Raw genomic sequence first — 18791 nt, 5'->3', positions numbered from 1 at the left:
GGTCTGGTTGCACGGAACTTTCGGCAGGTCAAGGCGACACCGCCCTGGACCGGTCGCGCGGTCCGTCAGCCGGCGAGTTTGATCGCGTCCGGTCTCGGGTCGAGACGTTCAGGCTGGGGTTTCGATTGCATGGCCTTTGCCATCTTCCAAAGCACCTTGCGGTGATAGCGCTCCAGCTTCAGCCCATTGAAGTAGCGGCTCGCGGAATAAAGCTTGAAGAGGCTCTTGTCACCGGTGCCGTCGATGCAGACGATGTGCTCGCCGCCGTCGGCTTTAGGAGCAACGACAAAGTTGCCGGGCGTCTTGTCCATCAGCACGATATGCCTCTTGCGACATTCCTCGAAGAACTCGGCCAGCATGTCATAATGCCGCTGCGTCAGCTTTCCTGAGCGTGCAAGTGAAAGAAGCGTCGGCGCTAGCTGGCCGTTCCGGTCGCGAACCTTCTCGACAACGAGACCGAGCCCCAAGGATGTATGAACAAGACCAAAAACCTTCGCGATGGGAAGATCTTCAGAGTTCCATTGGGCAGATTTTCTCGCCTGCTCCAGATATTCGTCGAACTCGCGGCGGAACGTCATATACGCCCCGAACCGGCGGTACTTGCGAAAGAACAGGAGCTTGTGCCTGGTCTTGCGGCTTCCGTTCACGCCGATGCATTCCGGTTTGACGAGTTTCAACAATACGTCCGGATAGTCCGCGGACGCGTAGACGTCTCGTGCGGAGCCTTCGGCAATCTTCGACCAACCGTCGGCTAAGTCTAAAGATGATGCAAACAATGAAGAATCCCCCGGCAGCGCCCGTCACAAAACTGTAACAAACCTGCGAAGACAGATCAACGAGCTACGCTTACCTAAAAGAGTTCGGAGCCGGATGTCCGTTGGAGATTGTTCAACCGGGCATAGATGCCGTTGTTCATCTGTATCAGCGAATTGTGGTCGCCTTCTTCAACGACCTTGCCCTGCTGCATCACGATGATCTTGTCTGCTCGCACGACTGTGGACAGCCGATGGGCGATGACGACGACGGTGCGGCCGTGCATGACCTCGTCGAGCGCCTTCTGGACCGTAGCCTCCGATTCGGTGTCGAGGGCGGAGGTCGCTTCGTCCAGGAGTAGAATGGGCGCGTTGCGAACAAGAGCGCGGGCGATGGAGAGTCTCTGCCGCTGGCCCCCTGAAAGGGTTACGCCATTTTCGCCAACGGGGGTTTCATAGCCCTCTGGCTGATCCATGATGAAGTCATGCGCATAGGCCAGGCGAGCGGCTTCTTCCACTTCGAGGTCCGTGGCATCGGGGCGGCCGTAGCGGATGTTGTCGCGGATCGTGCCCTCGAACAAATAGGGCTGCTGCGAAACGTAAGCGAGCTGGCTGCGCAGCGATCTTTTGGTGATGTGGGCGATATCCTGCCCATCGATCAGGATCGCCCCTCCCACCGGATCGTAGAAACGCGGGATCAGGCTGATGACGGTCGACTTTCCCGCTCCCGACGGTCCGACCAGGGCAGTGGTCTTTCCCCCCTCGGCCGTGAAGCTCACGCCGTTGAGGACGCTGTCGGCCCCATAGCCGAAACGGACATCCCTGAACTCGATCTTTGCCTCCGTCACGACAAGATCCTTGGCGTCCGGCAGATCGCGCTGACGCGGCTCCATGTCGAGAAGCTCGTAGATCATCCGGGCGTTTACCACCGCCCGCTCCATTTGCACTTGAAGCCGCGCCAGGCGGCGTGCAGGGTCGTAGGCCATCAGCAGCGCCGTCACGAAAGCGAAGAAAGCTCCGGGGGGAATGTTGTCGTAGATCGAACGGAAGGCGGCATAGGCCAGCACGCTCGAGATGGCGAAGCCGGCGAAGGTTTCTGTGAGCGGTGCCGTCCGCTCGGTGAGGCGCGCAATACGGTTTGCGCGGTTTTCCGCGGCCCGGATGATCTTTTCGAGCTTGCGCGCCAACTCCTCTTCCATCGTGAAGGATTTGACGATGGTCATGCCGAGGATCGTTTCCTGGGTTGCCCCGAGCACGTGGCTGTTGAGCACGATCGCTTCCTTCGTTGCCGCGCGCAGACGTTTGGACACGTAGCGAAGAGCCAGAAACAGCGGTGGCGCGACGGCAAAAACGATGAGCGACAGGACCCAATCCTTCAGGATCATCACGCCGATCAGCGAAACAAGGGTCAGAAGATCGCGCGCCGTCGACGTCACGGTCAGGTTCAAGACGTCGCGGATGCCGTTTATGTTCTGGCTGATCCGGGCCGCCAGATGAGCCGAGCGCGACTCGTTGAAGAAACCGACCGACAGCGTCATCAGGTGCGAAAAGAGCCTTCGCTGGTAGCTCGCGACGATATTGTTGCCGATCTTCGAAAGTGTCACCGAATGGCCATAGGTCGCGAGACCTCGAAGCACGAAGGCAGTGAAGATGGAGAGGCAGATCAGCCAAACGACATCTGCGCGTTTGTTGGCAAAAGCCTCGTTGACCACCGACTCCATGATCCAGGCGGTAAATGCCGTCGACAGCGCCACGACGGCGAGACAGAATATCGCGAAGGCATAACCGCGGATATGAGCGCGACCGTTTTCGGCAATCACGCGCTTCAATACGGCAACAACGGTCTCTGAATCGACTTGTCGTTTGATATTCTTGGCGGCTTTCAAAGGCTTTCCCGTTTCGGCCCATCGGCCGGCAGCTTCATGTGCCGGCGGTATTAACCGTTCGGACCGCGTTTTGAAAGCGGCAGGTCAAGATTCGACAGAAATGTTGCATTCCGGCAAGCTTTGCTATCGCCGTCAGCGGTCCTGCATGATCCTGACGATCTTGGCTGTTATGTTGCCTTGCCGAACCTTCTCAAGGTCCTCATAGCTCAGCTTACCTGAAGCGATCGCGTTGACGACACGCTGGCACGCAAGGTGCGGGACCTTGTTTTCGGAAACATCCATCACAAGAGCGAGACTCTCGGTCGTTTTCGGGTTCCACTCGCTCCTGGTGCATTCTTTAATCGTTTTTGCCCGCAGCGCGGCGCTCCCTTCGAGAGCCGTGGAAACCGTTTGATATCGCTCCTGCGTCATGCATCCGGCAAGCGCCACCGTCATGCAGGCGATCGCAAACATCCGGCAAGCATTGGCAAACATAAATCTTCCTCTGTTAGCCTCCGCGCCAAAACCGGGGGCATCCGCAAACGATGAAGTTGAAGCCTGGATCGACCTGCGCCCCGCGGCTTATTTTCCGCGAAGAACTCTGATCGCGTTCGGCGTCAGAAACTCGTCACTGAAGGAGTTCAGGTCCTTCAAGGTGAGGCGGCCCGATGCGATACCGTTGGTCAAACGTTCGCAGATCAGGCGTTTGTTCCGGGAATCGGAGGCTGTCACGATCGTCGCGAGGCCCGTGCGCGATTCACTGGACCACAAATGACGATCATTGATGCATTGGCTTGTGAACTTCGCCCGTAGCGAGGCGCTGCCTTGGAGCGCGGTAGACAGGGCTTCGTATTTTTCCGGAGTCAAGCATCCGGAAAGAAACAAGCAGATGGCAACAATGCCTAAGCCACGAAAAACATTAGCGAACATTAAAATAAGTCCCTTCCCCAGAAGGGAGGTTACTCCACCAAAAATTGAAAGAATACAAGAGGGTTCACGCCTGCCAGCGGCGGCCATCCATGGAAATTCCGTAGGCGGCGGGGGTTCTGGCGAAGCTTGCAAGCCCGGCCAGTGCCGCCTGCGGATGGGTCACCACGAAGGTCGGGATCGTGGCCATCAGCTCGCTATGAGGTGCCTTGTCCTCGAACGCGGCCCGGAAAGCCGGCGCTCTCAAGGCAGGAAGGATCTTCTGGGAAATGCCCCCGGCGAGGTAGACACCGCCGCGCGCCATGAAGATCAGCGCCATGTCGCCTGCTACGCGGCCAAGATAGGTGGCGAAGAGGGAAAGCGTCTCGACGGCCTGCGGATTGGTGCCATTGAGGCCATTTGCGGTGATGTCTGCGGGGTCGGAGAAGGCGATTTCAAGTCCGTCGGCGGCGCAGACGGCCTGATAGATGTTGACGATGCCTCGGCCGCTCAGGATCTCTTCCGCTGAAATGCGGCCCTCTATCCTCTCAAGATGGGGAAAGATCTCGAAATCCCGCTCCGACCGGGGGCCGACATCCACATGCCCGCCTTCGCCCGGAACCGGAAACCAGATGTGGCGGGCGTAAACGAGGCCTGCGACGCCGAGGCCGGTGCCGGGTCCGAGCACGACGCGGGAAGCCATATGCGACTCGCCTTTCGGCCCGAGGGTCTCGCGATATTCTTCCGGGAGGGCGGCAGCGGCCAGGGCCTGCGCCTCGAAATCATTGACGACCAGAACATCCTCGAAGCCGAGATCGGCAATCATCGCTTTGGGACGCACGACCCAGTCGCAATTGGTCAGGTCGATCTCGTCACCATCGATCGGACCGGCGACGGCAAGTATCGCGGAACGCGGTTGGACGGACGTGTTGTCGAGCACCACCGCCTGGATCGCGTCGTCGATGGTCGGATAGTCCGCTGTCCGGACGTTCGGAAAGGCCTTTGGTTCCGCATAGGCGTCGATCAGGATGGAGAAGCGGGCATTGGTGCCGCCGATATCGCCGATCAGGATGGGAAAGGGCAGCTTGTCGGTCTTCATGCTGTCGGCCATCGCGGGGCTTAGTCCTTCTGAAAATCGATGAGTTTTTCGGCTGTAGCACGATTGAGTGCCATCGGTATGTCGTAGACGGTGGCAAGCCGTGTCAGCGCCTTGACATCCACGTCATGCGGCAGTGCGCTCAAGGGGTCGATGAAGAAGATCAGCATATCGACTTCGCCGGTGGCGATCATCGCGCCGATCTGCTGGTCCCCGCCGAGCGGGCCGCTTTTCAACCGTGTAACGTCGAGGCTCGGACAGGCATCCTGAACGCGGCCGCCTGTCGTGCCGGTGGCGACGATGCGGAAACGGGAGAGCGAGCCCTGATGATGGCGGGCGAAATCCGCCATGTCGTCCTTTTTCTCGTCGTGCGCGATCAGCGCGATACACGGCTTGGGCGACATAAACGAGCCTTCTCCCAGGAACGGTTTCAATCGATTTACCCGCTTCTAGCGTGCCCGACTGTTCTTGGGAAGGTGGGGGAGCCGCCGACGCTTTCAAGCGCCGGCTTTGTCCATGGCTATTGCAGCGGCCGGGGCTTGGGGAGGGGAACCTCCGCAGTCGGCACGGGCGGATCGTTGATGATCGCTTCGATGTTGCGAGCCGGCGCGGACGAGGCCGGCTGGGAGGTGAAGGCCATGGCGCCGCCGCCGAAGGTCGCTTCCTCTTCGGCACGCGCAGGGGCCGCGAGCACGGCTGCGCAAGCCTTCGGCAGATCAGACAGCATGACGGGCCGCGGCTTCACGGGCTTCTTGTTCGGATCGGGTTTCGGTGCCGCCCAGGGTTCCTTGGTAAACCACCAGGCAAGCGACTTGTCGCACCCGTCACCGGCTGTGACCGGCGCCTGCTTCTGGCAGCCGGATGCTCCGGCAGGGCAATGGATGCGGATGTGGAAGTGCTCGTCGTGGCCGTAGATCGGCCGTACTTTGCCGAGCAGCGAGCGGTCGCCTGTCCACGTCTCGCAGAGCTTCTTTTTGATCGCCGGGTTGACGAAAACCCTCTCCACCTGCGGATAGCTCGCCGCCTGCATCACCACGCGGGCATGGGTGGTTGTCCAACGCTTCGGATCGACGGTCAGGAACTTGCTCTTGTCGAGCATGGAGGTGAACGGCATGCTCTCACGTTCCTGCGGCGAAAGCGGTTGGTCGGGCTTGGGCGTGAACCAGATATCCGCGTCGAGGCCGATCTGGTGCGACGAGTGGCCGGACAACATCGGACCGCCGCGTGGCTGCGAAATGTCGCCGACAAGGATTCCAGATCCCCAGCCGAGCTTTGTCGAGTCGCGGGAAAACTGCTCCAGAAGCGCAATCATCTGCGGATTGCCCCAGCGCCGATTGCGTGAAAGGCGCATCGCCTGCCAGGTCGGACCATCGGTCGGAAGGGCCACTGCGCCCGACATGCAGCCTTTGGCATAGAAACCGACCGGCTGGGGATCCGTCTTGCTCGGCAGCGTCACACCGCCGAAAAGCTGTTTTGCCGGGGTGCCCTCCTGTGCCGTCGAAGGTCCGGCCAATGCCGTGCAAAGAAAGGCGGACGCAACCGCCTGCAAAATAATTGAACGCGAAATCGATGCCATGCCCATCCGCCGCAAATCACTCGGTAGCTTTGAATCTACTGTGAAATAGGATTTTGGTGAAATGGAGATCGAAAGAGGTTTGTCTATATGCGGCAGATAAAGCGCTTGTGAGCATGAGTTCCTGTTTTTTGCCGCCTTTTGCCCTATGCTTCGACGCAACAAAGAATTTGAACAAGGGATAGCGAATGAATTTGGCTCGACTGAAGGTGATCTCTGGAACCTTCCTCATAGCAATTGCAGTGATGACCGCGCCCGCCGCGGCGCAAGAGCCGCAATGGCGGCACGCAATTGCTGTTCTCGACGAGCCGAAACTGCCGGCAGACTTCAAACGGCTTCCCTATGTGAACCCCGATGCGCCGAAGGCTGGGGAATTGCGCCTTTCCGAGGAAGGGACCTTCGACAATTTCAATCCCCTCATCGACCGAGGTACGCCGGCGGTTGGACTTGGCAATCTTTTCGATACGCTTTTGAAGCATTCCGAGGACGAAGTTTTCGGTTCTTACGGCCTGTTGGCCGAGGCACTCTCATATCCGGAAGATATGTCGTCTGTGACCTTCCGCCTCCGTCCGGAAGCGAAATGGGCGGATGGCCAGCCGGTCACGCCGGAGGACGTGATCTTCAGCTTCGAAAAGGCAAAGGAGCATAGCGCGCTTTATTCGAACTACTACCGGCACGTAACCGTGGCGGAAAAGACGGGCGAGCGCGAGGTGACGTTCCGGTTCGACGAAAAGAACAATCGCGAACTACCCTCCATCGTCGGCGATTTTCCGGTGCTACCGAAGCATTGGTGGGAGGGCAAGACTGCCCAAGGCCAGCAGCGGGATATCTCCCGCACGACGCTTGAACCTCCCATGGGTTCCGGTCCCTATAAAATGGCTTCCTTCCAGCCCGGCTCGACCATTCGCTACGAACTGCGGGACGACTACTGGGGCAAGGATCTGCCGATCAATGTCGGTCAATACAATTTCAAGGTGATCAGCTATACCTATTTCGCCGATCGCGACGTCGAGTTCGAAGCATTTCGCGCGGGCAATATTGATTACCAGCAGGAAAACAGTTCGAGCCGCTGGGCCACTCGCTATGATTTCGATGCGGTGAAGGACGGCCGGGTGATACGCGAAGCGCTCACCAACCCGTTTCGGGCTACGGGCATAATGCAGGCATACGTGCCGAACATCCGCCGGGAAATCTTCAAGGATGCTCGGGTGCGTGAGGCATTGAACTACGCTTATGATTTCGAGGATCTCAACAAGAACCTTGCCTATGGCGGTCTGAAGCGTGTCGACAGTTTTTTCTGGGGCACCGAGCTCGCTTCCTCCGGCCTGCCGCAGGGACGCGAACTGGAGATCCTGAAGGACCTTAAGGACAAGGTGCCTCCGCAAGTTTTCACGACGCCTTATACCAATCCCGTCGGTGGTGACCCGCAGAAGGTGCGCGACAACCTGCGAAAGGCCGTTGCGCTCTTCAAGGAAGCCGGTTGGGAGCTGAAGGGCAACCGGATGGTCAACATCAAGACCGGGCAACCCATGGGCTTCGAAATCTTGTTGAACAGCCCATCGCAAGAGCGCACGGTGCTGCCCTATGTGGCGAGCCTGAAGAAGATAGGCGTCGATGCCCGCATCCGAACCGTCGATGCTTCGCAATACGTCAACCGGGTCCGAAGCTTCGATTACGACATGATGTATGGCGTCTGGGCACAGACGATGAATCCCGGCAATGAGCAGTCTGATTATTGGGGCTCAGAATCGGTCAGTCGTATCGGCTCGCGTAACTATGCTGGCATTGCCGATCCGGCGGTCGATCAGCTTATCCGCATGATCACCGCCGCGCCCAACCGTGAGGAGCAGGTGGCGGCGGTAAAGGCGCTCGATCGCGTTCTGCTCGCCAATCATTTCGTGATTCCGATGTTTTACTCCGGCGAAGCGAAGATCGCCTATTGGAACAGGATTGCCCGGCCCGCCGAACTGCCCGCCTATGGCATAGGATTTCCAGGAATCTGGTGGTCGAAGAGTGCCGGCAAGTGAGGAGACTTGCGCCGCAAGCCGGCTCCTGTTCCAAATGGGACCAGATGATTCGCAGGCAGGGACGAGGAAAACGCCATTTGACGTTCGCTGAGATGCGCGGCGGGGCAAAGTTCGCCATGACGGACAGGGAGTTCTAATGGGCGCCTATATCCTCCGCCGTCTCCTGCTGATGATACCGACGCTTGTGGGCATCATGGCGATCTCTTTCCTTGTCGTGCAGTTTGCGCCCGGTGGGCCCGTAGAGCAGGTGATTGCCCAGCTCCAGGGGCAGGATACCGGCGACCGGCTTTCCGGTGGTGGCAGCGACGTGCTGAGCCAGGGTGGCGGGGAAGAATCCCGCTATCGCGGCGCCCAGGGCCTCGATCCGGAATTCATCAAGAAACTCGAACAGCAGTTCGGCTTCGACAAGCCGCCGCTGACGCGTTTCCTTAACATGATGTGGAACTACATCCGCTTCGATTTCGGCGAGAGCTTCTTCCGCAACACGTCCGTGATCGGACTGATCGGCGAAAAACTGCCGGTGTCGATTTCGCTCGGCTTCTGGATTCTCGTGGTCTCCTATCTGATCTCCATTCCGCTTGGCATCCGCAAGGCGGTGAAGGACGGATCGACCTTCGATGTCTGGACTTCAGGCATCATTGTTGTCGGTTACGCGGTGCCGAGCTTCCTGTTCGGCATTCTGCTGATCGTGCTTTTTGCCGGCGGCTCCTTCTTCGATTGGTTTCCGCTGCGCGGCCTCGTCTCGGACAACTTTTCCGAGCTTTCCTGGTGGGAAAAGGTCCTCGACTACTTCTGGCATCTGACCCTGCCGCTGATCGCGCTTTCGCTCTCCGCTTTCGCGACCACGACGCTCCTGACCAAGAATTCCTTCATTGACGAGATCAAGAAGCAATATGTCGTGACCGCCCGCGCCAAGGGCCTCAACGAGCGCCAGGTGCTTTACGGCCATGTCTTCCGCAACGCCATGCTGATCGTCATCGCGGGCTTTCCCGGCGCCTTCATTTCCGCCTTCTTCACCGGATCGCTTTTGATCGAGAATATCTTCTCCCTCGATGGTCTGGGCCGGCTGAGCTACCTCGCGGTCGTCAATCGCGACTATCCGATCGTCTTCGGCACGCTCTACATCTTCTCGCTGATCGGGCTCATCGTCGCCCTGATCTCCGACCTGATCTATACCTGGATCGATCCGCGCATCGACTTCGAGCGGAGGGATGTCTGATGGAGGCATCCGCCGCAAAGACCACGGCTCCGGTGGAACGGCCGCCCAGGCGGCCCTGGCTTTCCCCGACCAACCGGAGACGGCTGGACAACTTCCGTGCCAACAAGCGCGGCTACTGGTCCTTCTGGATTTTCATGATCCTGTTCGTGCTGAGCCTGATGGCCGAGTTCATCGCCAATGACCGGCCGATCCTTGCCTCCTACAAAGGTGAGATGCTTTACCCGGTCTTGGTCGATTATCCGGAGGAGAAGTTCGGGGGCTTTCTGGCCACCACCGACTATCGGTCGGATTTCATTCAGCAGGAGATCGATGCCAATGGCTGGATGATCTGGCCGCCGATCCGCTACTCCTACCAGACGGTCAACTCCAATATTCCCCATTCGGCGCCCACCGAGCCGTTCTGGATGATGGCGAAAGGGGATCGCTGCAAGGCCTATCCGCAAGGCGATCAGGATCCCAACTGCATCCTCGGCAACCTGAACTGGCTCGGCACCGACGATCAGGCGCGCGATGTGACCGCGCGGATGATCTATGGATTCCGTATTTCGGTCCTGTTCGGCCTGGCGCTCACCATCTGCTCGGCGATCATCGGCGTCACGGCCGGCGCGATCCAGGGCTATTTCGGAGGCTGGACGGACCTTCTTCTCCAGCGCTTCATCGAAATCTGGTCGTCCATGCCGGTTCTCTACATCCTGCTGATCATCGCGGCGATCCTGCCGCCCGGCTTTTTCGTCCTGCTCGGCATCATGCTGCTTTTCTCATGGGTGGGCTTCGTCGGCGTCGTGCGGGCGGAGTTTCTGAGAGCCCGCAATTTCGAATATGTGCGGGCGGCGCGTGCGCTCGGTGTCGGCAACTGGACCATCATGTACCGGCATCTCTTGCCGAATGCCATGGTGGCGACGCTCACCTTCCTGCCGTTCATCCTGTCCGGCTCGATCGCGACCCTTACCTCGCTCGATTTCCTCGGCTTCGGCATGCCTCCGGGTTCTCCTTCGCTGGGCGAGATGGTCGCGCAGGGCAAGAACAACCTGCAGGCACCCTGGCTGGGGCTGACCGCCTTCTTCACCATGTCGATCATGCTGTCGCTGCTGATCTTCGTCGGCGAAGCGGTGCGCGACGCCTTCGATCCAAGAAAGACGTTCGGTTGAGCCCATGAAAGAACCGCTCCTTTCCGTCCGTGATCTGTCAGTCGCCTTCCATCAGGGACGCAATACGTCGCTTGCCGTCGACAGGGTATCGTTCGATATCCATCCGGGCGAGGTCGTGGCGCTTGTGGGAGAATCCGGGTCCGGCAAATCGGTCACGGCCAATTCGATCCTGAAGCTTCTTCCCTATCCGGCCGCAAGTCATCCGTCCGGCGAGATCTTTTTCGAAGGCAAGGACCTGTTGAAGGCCTCCGAGCCGGAACTCCGAAATGTCCGCGGCGACGACATCACGATGATCTTCCAGGAGCCGATGACATCGCTCAATCCGCTCCACACGATCGAAAAGCAGATCGGCGAGATTCTTGAACTGCACAAGGGCATCAGCGGCCAGATCGCCCGGATCCGCACGCTCGAACTGCTGAACCAGGTAGGCATCCGCGAGCCCGAGAAACGGCTGACGGCCTATCCGCACGAGCTTTCCGGCGGCCAGCGCCAGCGTGTGATGATCGCCATGGCCCTGGCGAACCGGCCGAAACTGCTGATCGCCGACGAGCCTACCACGGCACTCGACGTCACCGTTCAGGCGCAGATCCTCGACCTCCTGCGCAGCCTCAAGGGCGAGCATGGCATGTCGATGTTGTTCATCACCCATGATCTCGGCATCGTCCGGAAATTTGCCGACCGCGTCTGCGTGATGACCAAGGGCAAGATCGTGGAGAGTGGGACAGTCGAGGATGTCTTCACCCGTCCGCAGCACGAATACACCCGCCACCTCCTCGGTTCCGAGCCGCGCGGCGAACCGCCGCCGGCCGACCCGACGAAGCCGGTCGTCATGGAAGGCAAGGACATCCGTGTCTGGTTTCCGATCAAGGCAGGCCTGATGCGGCGGGTTGTCGACCACGTGAAGGCGGTGGACGGCATCGATCTTACCTTACGTGCCGGCGAAACTCTGGGAGTCGTCGGGGAGTCGGGCTCCGGCAAGACCACGCTCGGATTGGCGCTTGCTCGTCTCATCTCGTCTCAAGGCCGCATCGCCTTTATCGGCAGCGAGATCGACAAGTTTTCGTTCAAGGAGATGCTGCCCTTCCGCGACCGGCTGCAGGTGGTGTTCCAGGACCCCTACGGATCGCTCAGCCCCCGCATGTCCGTCGGAGAGATCATCGCCGAAGGACTGAAGGTGCACGAGCGCTCCCTCTCCGCCGACGCACGGGATGAACGTGTCGCCTGGGCGCTGGCGGAAGTCGGACTCGATCCGGCCACACGCTGGCGATATCCGCACGAGTTTTCCGGCGGCCAGCGGCAACGGATTGCGATCGCCCGCGCCATGGTCCTGAAGCCGCGTTTCGTCATGCTGGACGAGCCCACATCCGCACTCGACATGACCGTGCAGGCGCAGGTGGTCGACCTCTTGCGCGACCTGCAGAAGAAGCACGATCTCGCCTATCTTTTCATTAGCCACGACCTGAAGGTGGTGAAGGCGCTTGCCAATCATGTGATCGTCATGCGGCTCGGCAAGGTGGTGGAAGAGGGGCCGGCCGAGCGGATATTCAAAGCGCCGAAAGAGCAATATACGCGCGCCCTGATGGCCGCCGCTTTCAATCTAGAGGCAGTGGAGACCTCTGCCATCAGCCAGTAGTCCCAAGGTAGCATCATGCCCGCCAAAAAGCCCATCGTCATCGATCTCAAATTCGAGCGCCGCGAGGTCGACGCCGCACTCGCCAATGCTTTTTCCGGCTGGCCCGTGCTGCGTGCCTCCGATCCGGACCTTGATCTGTCTGAAGCCCGTTATGCGATCATCTGGAAACCGGACCCAAACCTGTTTCAGCGGGCTCCAAATCTGGAGGTACTGTTTTCGGGTGGAGCGGGCGTGGATCACATCCTTACGCTGCCTGATCTGCCGGATATCCCGATCGTTCGTTTCGTGGACGAAAGCCTGACGACCCGCATGAGCGAGTGGGTGGTGCTGCAGGCCTTGAGCCATCTGCGTCAGGTGCCGGCCTATCTGAAGCAGCAGCGCGAGCGGCAGTGGCGCGAACTTTCGCAACCGGAAGCAAAGGATCTGACAGTCGGAGTGATGGGCCTCGGCGTGCTCGGGCAGGACTCGGCTAGGAAGCTGAAGATCATGGGCTTCAACGTCATCGGCTGGTCGCGCAGCAGGAAGGTGATCGACGGCATCGAGACGTTCGATGGTGGCGAACTGGACGCATTCCTCTCCAGGACGGACATACTCGTCGGTCTTCTGCCTCTGACGCCGGATACGCATGGTATCTTCAACGCGGCGCTGTTTTCCAGGCTTCGGCAGGGTGGGGCGCTCGCAAGGCCGGTCTTCATCAATGCCGGCCGTGGGGGCAGCCAGGTCGAGGCCGACGTTGTCGCCGCACTTGAGGCCGGAGTTCTCGGCGGCGCGTCGCTCGATGTGTTCGAAAAGGAGCCGCTGCCGACGGACAGCCCCTTGTGGCGGATGGAGAACGTCATCGTCACGCCGCATGCCGCTTCGGCCTCTGATGTCCGGGCGCTCTTCCGCAATGCGCAGGCCCAGATGGAACGTCATGAGAAGGGCGAGCCATTGCAAAACGTCGTCGACCGCCGCTCCGGCTACTGATCCTCGTCGGAACATTCCCATTCCAAGGCCGTTTCTTGCGCAAGAGCCGGGCATTCCGGCAGACAAGGAGCGAAATCATGAACACCCGTTTCGATCCCAAGGAGCCTGCAGACCGCCGCCCAAACCTTACCGGTTCTTCCGTGGAGGAACCGATGAGCGCGACGGAAGCCCGTCAGGGACGAAAAGGCTCGCCAGTCCTGATCGTGCTGGTGGCCGGCCTCGTTCTCGCGCTGTTCGCATGGGGTGCTGCGGAATGGTGGGGCGAGGCGACGGATCCGCCGGCGGAACAGACGGCGACGCCACCTGCAGCCAGCACGACGCCGGAAAATCCGAATGCCGCGCCTTCGGCCAATCCTGCCAATCCGCCGGCCCCGACACCGCCCGCGGGCGCTCCTGCCAACAACAACCCATAAGAGCCGCTATCGGCATCATTCGGCCGCGATCCGTCGCGGCCGAATTGCGTTCTGGACTTCCTCCGCTTTTTTTTCGATAAAACTGCCGGAGGTTGATCAGCCGCTGCCTCCGGATGCATCTCACTCGGCGGAGCCGGTCCGTAGCGGATCGGGGGCAGGCAGGGCATGACCAAGACCGATATTGCGAGCAGGGTTTACAATCATACCTGGAAGCTCGACCCGATCATCCGAAGCTTGATCGATACGGACTTCTACAAGCTCCTGATGCTTCAGATGATCTGGAAGCTCTATCCGGACGTCGACGCGACCTTTTCTCTCATCAACCGCACGACCAGCGTCAAGCTTGCGGAAGAGATCGATGAGGGCATGCTTCGCGAGCAGCTCGATCACGCCCGCACTGTCGGGCTTTCGAAGAAAGAAATGATCTGGCTGGCCGGTAACACGTTCTACGGCAAAAAGCAGATCTTCGAGCCGGAATTCCTGAACTGGCTTTCCACCTACAAGCTGCCTGAATACGAGCTGTCCAAACGCGACGGACAGTTCGAGCTGAGCTTCCATGGCCGCTGGATGGAAACCACGCTCTGGGAAATCCCGGCACTCGCCATCATCAACGAACTCCGCTCGCGCGCGGCCATGCGGCGCATGGGCCCGTTTGCCCTGGACGTTCTCTACGCCCGGGCAAAAGCCAAGATGTGGGAGAAGGTCGAGCGGCTGCGCACCCTGCCGGGGCTTCGCATCTCCGACTTCGGCACGCGGCGGCGCCACAGCTTTCTCTGGCAGCGCTGGTGTGTCGAGGCGCTGAAGGAAGGAATTGGCGAGGCTTTCACCGGCACCAGCAATGTGCTGCTCGCCATGGATTCCGACCTCGAAGCCGTCGGCACAAACGCTCATGAACTGCCGATGGTCGTGGCAGCCCTGGCCAACAGCGACGAGGAACTGCGGGCTGCCCCTTACAAGGTCCTCAAGGACTGGAACCGGCTCTATCACGGCAACCTGTTGATTGTTCTGCCGGATGCTTTCGGCACCACGGCATTCCTGCGCGATGCTCCGGAATGGGTGGCTGACTGGACCGGCTTTCGCCCGGACAGCGCGCCTCCCGTCGAGGGCGGAGAAAAGATCATCGAGTGGTGGCAGCGGATGGGTCGTGATCCAAAGAGCAAGCTGCTGATCTTCTCGGACGGGCTCGATGTCGATGCCATCATCGATACCTATCGCCACTTCGAGGGCCGGGTCCGGATGAGTTTTGGCTGGGGAACGAACCTCACCAACGATTTTGCCGGCTGCGCACCGCAAAACGTCGAAAGTCTGAAGCCGATCTCGCTCGTCTGCAAAGTCAGCGAGGCCAATGGGCGGCCGGCCGTCAAGCTTTCGGACAATCTGCGAAAGGCCACCGGCGATCCGGCGGAGGTCGAGCGCTATCTGAAATTTTTCGGGCAGGAAGACCGCGTCGATCAGGCGGTATTCGTCTGAGGAAAAAAACAGGCCCTCCGGTTGTGTGGAGGGCCTGTATCATCGGGTTGGCTGGGTTACTGGATAACCTGAACCACCGTATGGGACTGCGGGTCGACGATTACGCGCTGGTCGTTGACGACTGCATAACCGTATTTCGGATTGCTTGGAACCGGGGTCACGACCACCTTCTTCGGAAGAGGCTTGCCGACCACGATCTTTTCTTCCACCACGACGGATGTGCTCGGAGCGGGCTGTTCTTCCACGTAAGTGATGACCTCGCGCGGAGGCGGGTCGATCGCTGTGCCGGCCACGGCACCGACGACACCGCCGACTGCTGCGCCGACAGGCCCGCCGACGATCGCGCCGGTTACTGCACCGCCGGCCGCACCGTTAACAGTGCCTTGTTGTGCGCCTGCCTGAGTAGCAAAGCAAGCGGCGAGAATGGCGCAGGAAGTCAGAATAATCTTTTTCATAGTTCTTCTCCTTCGTTGAGCTTCCGAGCAGATAACCCTTGAACCTTCGGCCGGTTCCGATGCGGTTGTAACCTTTCGTAAGCGGATGAAAACTTGGGAGAGCGGCGGCGGTGGCCCTGAGTGACTTTGGAGAGGAGCTTTTATCTTGGTTTGAAGTTTCGGCGCTTGTTAACGATGTCGGCTCGTGCCCGCCAAAAAAAACATGCCGAAAACGCTCCTCCTATTGCCAAGTAAGGATCGGATTCTATTTGTTTTCCTGAAGCCGGGAGGTTCTTGTATGGAATACCGTTTCCTTATCGTCGAAGACAGCCTGCTGGTGGCGATGGATATCGAGGATGCTATTCACCGGAGTGGTCACGATGTGGTGGGCATTGCGCCGGACATGACGGTGGCACTGAATTATACCCGAGATACGGATATCGCCTTCGTAGATGTCCGCCTTGCCGACGGCGAAACCGGGCCGGAGATCGCCAAGGCGCTTGCTGAATATGGCATCGTCGTGATCATGATCACGGGCAATCCGGGCCTTGTTGCCTCCGGTGTTTCCGGTGTCCTCGGCGTCATGGCCAAACCGCTGACTGACCAGGCTTCCATGGACCTGATCCAGTTCGCCGTCGACCGCAAGAATGGTCGCCCCGGCACACCGCCCGCAAGATTGCGTCTCTTCCACTAAACATTGCCGAGGCCAGCAATAGCTGCCGAACCAGCGGATGACAGGCCGCGGCTTCCGCTGTATGGGAGGTGCCACGGCAGCAGCGGGTTTATCAATGCGTTATTTCATCACCGGGACGGCAGGCTTCATCGGGTTCCATCTGGCACGGCGCCTGTTGGAGCAGGGGCACGAGGTCCTCGGCTTCGACGGGATGACGCCCTATTACAGCCTGCGGCTGAAGGAGGCCCGGCATGCGGGCCTCGCCCAGTTTCCGACCTTCCAGCCGGTGATCGGGATGCTCGAGGACGGGCCGCTGCTGGAGAAGGCGATCTTGGGCTTCAAGCCCGATGTCATGGTCCATCTCGCCGCCCAGGCCGGCGTCCGCTACAGCCTCGAAAATCCCAAGGCCTATCTCGATTCGAACCTGGTAGGCTCCTGGAATATCCTGGAGCTCGCCCGCGCCCATGGCGTAGGCCATCTGATGCTGGCCTCCACCTCCTCCGTCTACGGCGCCAATCCGGATGTGCCCTTCCGCGAGACGGACAAGGCCGACGAACCGCTGACCTTCTATGCCGCCACGAAGAAGAGCATGGAGCTGATGGCCCACAGCTATGCTCATCTCTACAAGCTGCCGATCACCGCTTTCCGCTTTTTCACCGTCTACGGCCCATGGGGCCGTCCGGACATGGCGCTCTTCAAGTTCGTCAAGGCGATGATCGAGGAGCGCGAGATCGAGATCTACGGCGAAGGCAAGATGAGCCGGGATTTCACCTATATCGACGATCTGGTGGATTCGATCATCGATCTCTCACGCATCTATCCCGCTGAAGACAATCGCGTTGCAGATGTCGATACGTTGTCCCGCCAGGGCCTGTTCCGTGTGGTCAATATCGGCGGTGGGCAACCGGCCGGCCTCATGGATTTCGTCGAAACCATCGAACGGATCATGGGAAAACCGGCCAGGCGCAAGATGCTGCCGATGCAGAAGGGCGACGTGCCGCGGACCTATGCAAGCCCCGATCTTCTCGTTGCACTGACCGGCCGCAAGCCCGAAACCGGGCTGGACGAGGGCGTCAGGGCTTTCGTCGAATGGTATCTCGATCACCGCACCGAGATCGATTGATCTTGTCAGGGAGTCAGGGAGCGGACGCCGCCAGCGGCGGCGTTACCCTCATCCTCTTCCGAATTCGTCGGTTATGCGGATGATGTCGTCTTCGCCGAGGTATGAGCCGGTCTGGACCTCGATCATCTCAAGGGTGATCTTGCCGGGGTTGGCGAGGCGATGGACTTCGCCCTGGGGGATATAGACGGATTCGTTTTCGCGCACGATCTTGATCTCGTCGCCGACCGTCACCTCGGCCGTACCCTTGACGCAGATCCAGTGTTCGGAGCGGTGATGGTGTTTTTGCAGCGACAGTTTCTTGCCGGGGGTGACGAACAGCCGTTTGACCTGGAACCGGTCGCCGTTGAGGACCGAGGTATAGCCGCCCCAGGGGCGGTAGGATGTGGGGTGGGTTTCGGTGAGCGCGGCGGTCGCCTTTGCGGCGGCGAGCTGCCTGACGAGCTTGCCGACATCCTGGCTGTCCTCCAGCCGGCCGACATAGACGGCGTCCTCGCTGGCGATGACAGCCACGCCGTCCAATCCTTGCACGGCCAGATGGCTGGTGCGCGACATGACGAGCGAGTTCCGGGTGTTGACGAGCGTCGCATGGCCGGAGGCGACGTTGCCGGCCGCGTCGCGGGCCCCGAGCTTCCAGACCGCATCCCAGCTTCCGAGATCCGACCAGGTGAACGAGGAGGGTACGACCGCCGCATTGGAGGTCTTTTCCATGATCGCATAATCGACCGAGATGTCGGGGCTGGCCGCAAAGGTTTCCGCATCCAGCCGGATGAAGTCGAGATCGTTTGTGGCCTTTGCAAGCGCGGCGCGGGCGGCCGTTTCGACCTCCGGTGCAAACGCCGCCAGTTCCTTCAGCACCTGGCCTGCCGCAAACATGAAGATACCGGAATTCCAGGCAAAGCCGCCGGCCGAAAGCATCGTCTCGGCTTCAGGCAGGGCGGGCTTTTCGACAAACCGCTTGACCTTGTGGGCGCCGGAGGCGAGCGCCTCGCCGATCTCGATATAACCATAACCGGTGGCCGGTTCGGTAGGCGTGATGCCGAAGGTCACCAGCTTGCCGGAAAGAGCGGTCTCGCGGGCGATGCGGATCGCCTCGAAGTAACCTTGATCGGCGACGATCTCGTGGTCGGAGGCGAGCACCTGCAGGATGGCGTCCTCGCCGAACCGACCGGCAACGAAGGCAGCGGCGGCGGCAACGGCGGGTGCGGTGTTGCGGGCAACCGGCTCGAGCACGATCCCGGAAAGTTTGACGCCGAGTTCGCGCGCCTGTTCGGCCACCAGGAAGCGGAAATCCTCGTTGGTGATCACCACCGGCGCTTCATAAAGCGCCGGGTCCGAGACGCGCGACAGGGTCGCCTGGAACAGCGTCCGGTCGCCGATAAACTGGATGAACTGTTTGGGCGCGCTGGCTCGCGACAGCGGCCAAAGCCGCGTGCCCTTGCCGCCGGCCATGATCACGGGAATGACTTTGCTCAACTCACTCTCTCCAATAGCTT

Annotated in this window: 18 protein-coding genes; 9 read left to right on the top strand and 9 right to left on the bottom strand. The window is 60.0% G+C overall.

The window, feature by feature from the left end; all coding sequences use genetic code 11:
• Nucleotides 1–65 precede the first annotated feature (65 nt).
• The 7 genes from C5L13_RS13335 to mepA form a co-directional block, all read right to left on the bottom strand.
• The gene (locus tag C5L13_RS13335) at nt 66–776 is read right to left on the bottom strand and encodes a YrbL family protein (protein WP_158693446.1); all 711 of its coding nucleotides are present in this window, start codon (nt 774–776) and stop codon (nt 66–68) included.
• A gap of 74 nt (nt 777–850) precedes the next feature.
• On the bottom strand, nt 851–2638 hold the full coding sequence (locus C5L13_RS13330) for an ABC transporter ATP-binding protein (protein WP_105383769.1): 1788 nt from the start codon (nt 2636–2638) through the stop codon (nt 851–853).
• A gap of 132 nt (nt 2639–2770) precedes the next feature.
• The gene (locus tag C5L13_RS13325; protein ID WP_105383768.1) at nt 2771–3112 is read right to left on the bottom strand and encodes a hypothetical protein; all 342 of its coding nucleotides are present in this window, start codon (nt 3110–3112) and stop codon (nt 2771–2773) included.
• An 87-nt stretch (nt 3113–3199) separates the two neighbouring features.
• Nucleotides 3200–3634: a hypothetical protein gene (locus tag C5L13_RS13320; RefSeq protein WP_158693445.1), complete on the bottom strand. Its 435-nt coding sequence runs from the start codon at nt 3632–3634 to the stop codon at nt 3200–3202.
• Nucleotides 3612–4634 (bottom strand): glucokinase, encoded by a 1023-nt coding sequence (locus C5L13_RS13315; RefSeq protein ID WP_105383766.1) that lies wholly within the window; start codon nt 4632–4634, stop codon nt 3612–3614. The genes C5L13_RS13320 and C5L13_RS13315 overlap by 23 nt, the downstream gene beginning before the upstream one ends.
• Nucleotides 4635–4642: 8 nt before the next feature.
• Nucleotides 4643–5023 (bottom strand): methylglyoxal synthase, encoded by a 381-nt coding sequence (locus C5L13_RS13310; protein WP_105383765.1) that lies wholly within the window; start codon nt 5021–5023, stop codon nt 4643–4645.
• 116 nt (nt 5024–5139) lie between these two features.
• A complete protein-coding gene (mepA, locus tag C5L13_RS13305) occupies nt 5140–6195 on the bottom strand; it encodes a penicillin-insensitive murein endopeptidase (RefSeq protein WP_105383764.1) in 1056 nt (351 codons plus the stop codon).
• A gap of 185 nt (nt 6196–6380) precedes the next feature.
• Here mepA and C5L13_RS13300 point away from each other — a divergent pair, with 185 nt between their 5' ends.
• The 7 genes from C5L13_RS13300 (at nt 6381) to pncB (ending at nt 15068) form a co-directional block, all read left to right on the top strand.
• On the top strand, nt 6381–8219 hold the full coding sequence (locus tag C5L13_RS13300) for an extracellular solute-binding protein (RefSeq protein ID WP_105383763.1): 1839 nt from the start codon (nt 6381–6383) through the stop codon (nt 8217–8219).
• 136 nt (nt 8220–8355) lie between these two features.
• A complete protein-coding gene (locus C5L13_RS13295) occupies nt 8356–9438 on the top strand; it encodes a microcin C ABC transporter permease YejB (RefSeq protein WP_105383762.1) in 1083 nt (360 codons plus the stop codon).
• Entirely contained in the window at nt 9438–10586 is a 1149-nt protein-coding gene (locus C5L13_RS13290) for an ABC transporter permease (protein ID WP_105383761.1), read from the top strand. Before C5L13_RS13295 ends, C5L13_RS13290 begins: the two co-directional genes overlap by 1 nt.
• A 4-nt stretch (nt 10587–10590) precedes the next feature.
• Nucleotides 10591–12219 (top strand): ABC transporter ATP-binding protein, encoded by a 1629-nt coding sequence (locus C5L13_RS13285; protein ID WP_105383760.1) that lies wholly within the window; start codon nt 10591–10593, stop codon nt 12217–12219.
• Between the two features lie 15 nt (nt 12220–12234).
• Entirely contained in the window at nt 12235–13185 is a 951-nt protein-coding gene (locus tag C5L13_RS13280) for a 2-hydroxyacid dehydrogenase (RefSeq protein ID WP_105383759.1), read from the top strand.
• A 77-nt stretch (nt 13186–13262) separates the two neighbouring features.
• Nucleotides 13263–13598 (top strand): hypothetical protein, encoded by a 336-nt coding sequence (locus tag C5L13_RS13275; protein WP_105383758.1) that lies wholly within the window; start codon nt 13263–13265, stop codon nt 13596–13598.
• A 165-nt stretch (nt 13599–13763) separates the two neighbouring features.
• Nucleotides 13764–15068 (top strand): nicotinate phosphoribosyltransferase, encoded by a 1305-nt coding sequence (gene pncB / locus C5L13_RS13270; RefSeq protein ID WP_105383757.1) that lies wholly within the window; start codon nt 13764–13766, stop codon nt 15066–15068.
• A 56-nt stretch (nt 15069–15124) separates the two neighbouring features.
• Here the strand turns inward: pncB and C5L13_RS13265 are convergent, their stop codons facing one another.
• On the bottom strand, nt 15125–15523 hold the full coding sequence (locus tag C5L13_RS13265) for a DUF1236 domain-containing protein (RefSeq protein WP_105383756.1): 399 nt from the start codon (nt 15521–15523) through the stop codon (nt 15125–15127).
• A 277-nt stretch (nt 15524–15800) separates the two neighbouring features.
• Between C5L13_RS13265 and C5L13_RS13260 the strand changes: the two genes are divergently transcribed.
• Both C5L13_RS13260 and C5L13_RS13255 read left to right on the top strand, forming a co-directional pair.
• Complete coding sequence (locus tag C5L13_RS13260) at nt 15801–16196, top strand: response regulator (RefSeq protein WP_105383755.1); 396 nt, start codon at nt 15801–15803, stop codon at nt 16194–16196.
• Between the two features lie 94 nt (nt 16197–16290).
• Complete coding sequence (locus C5L13_RS13255; protein ID WP_105383754.1) at nt 16291–17298, top strand: NAD-dependent epimerase/dehydratase family protein; 1008 nt, start codon at nt 16291–16293, stop codon at nt 17296–17298.
• Between the two features lie 48 nt (nt 17299–17346).
• On the opposite strand, the gene C5L13_RS13250 is transcribed toward C5L13_RS13255, so the two are convergent.
• Nucleotides 17347–18771, bottom strand: a complete 1425-nt coding sequence (locus C5L13_RS13250; RefSeq protein ID WP_280952617.1) for a mannose-1-phosphate guanylyltransferase/mannose-6-phosphate isomerase — start codon at nt 18769–18771, stop codon at nt 17347–17349.
• Nucleotides 18772–18791: the final 20 nt, after the last annotated feature.

The organism is Neorhizobium alkalisoli (assembly GCF_002968635.1).
GTDB lineage: Bacteria > Pseudomonadota > Alphaproteobacteria > Rhizobiales > Rhizobiaceae > Neorhizobium > Neorhizobium alkalisoli.
This window is presented reverse-complemented; position numbering and strand designations above follow the sequence as displayed.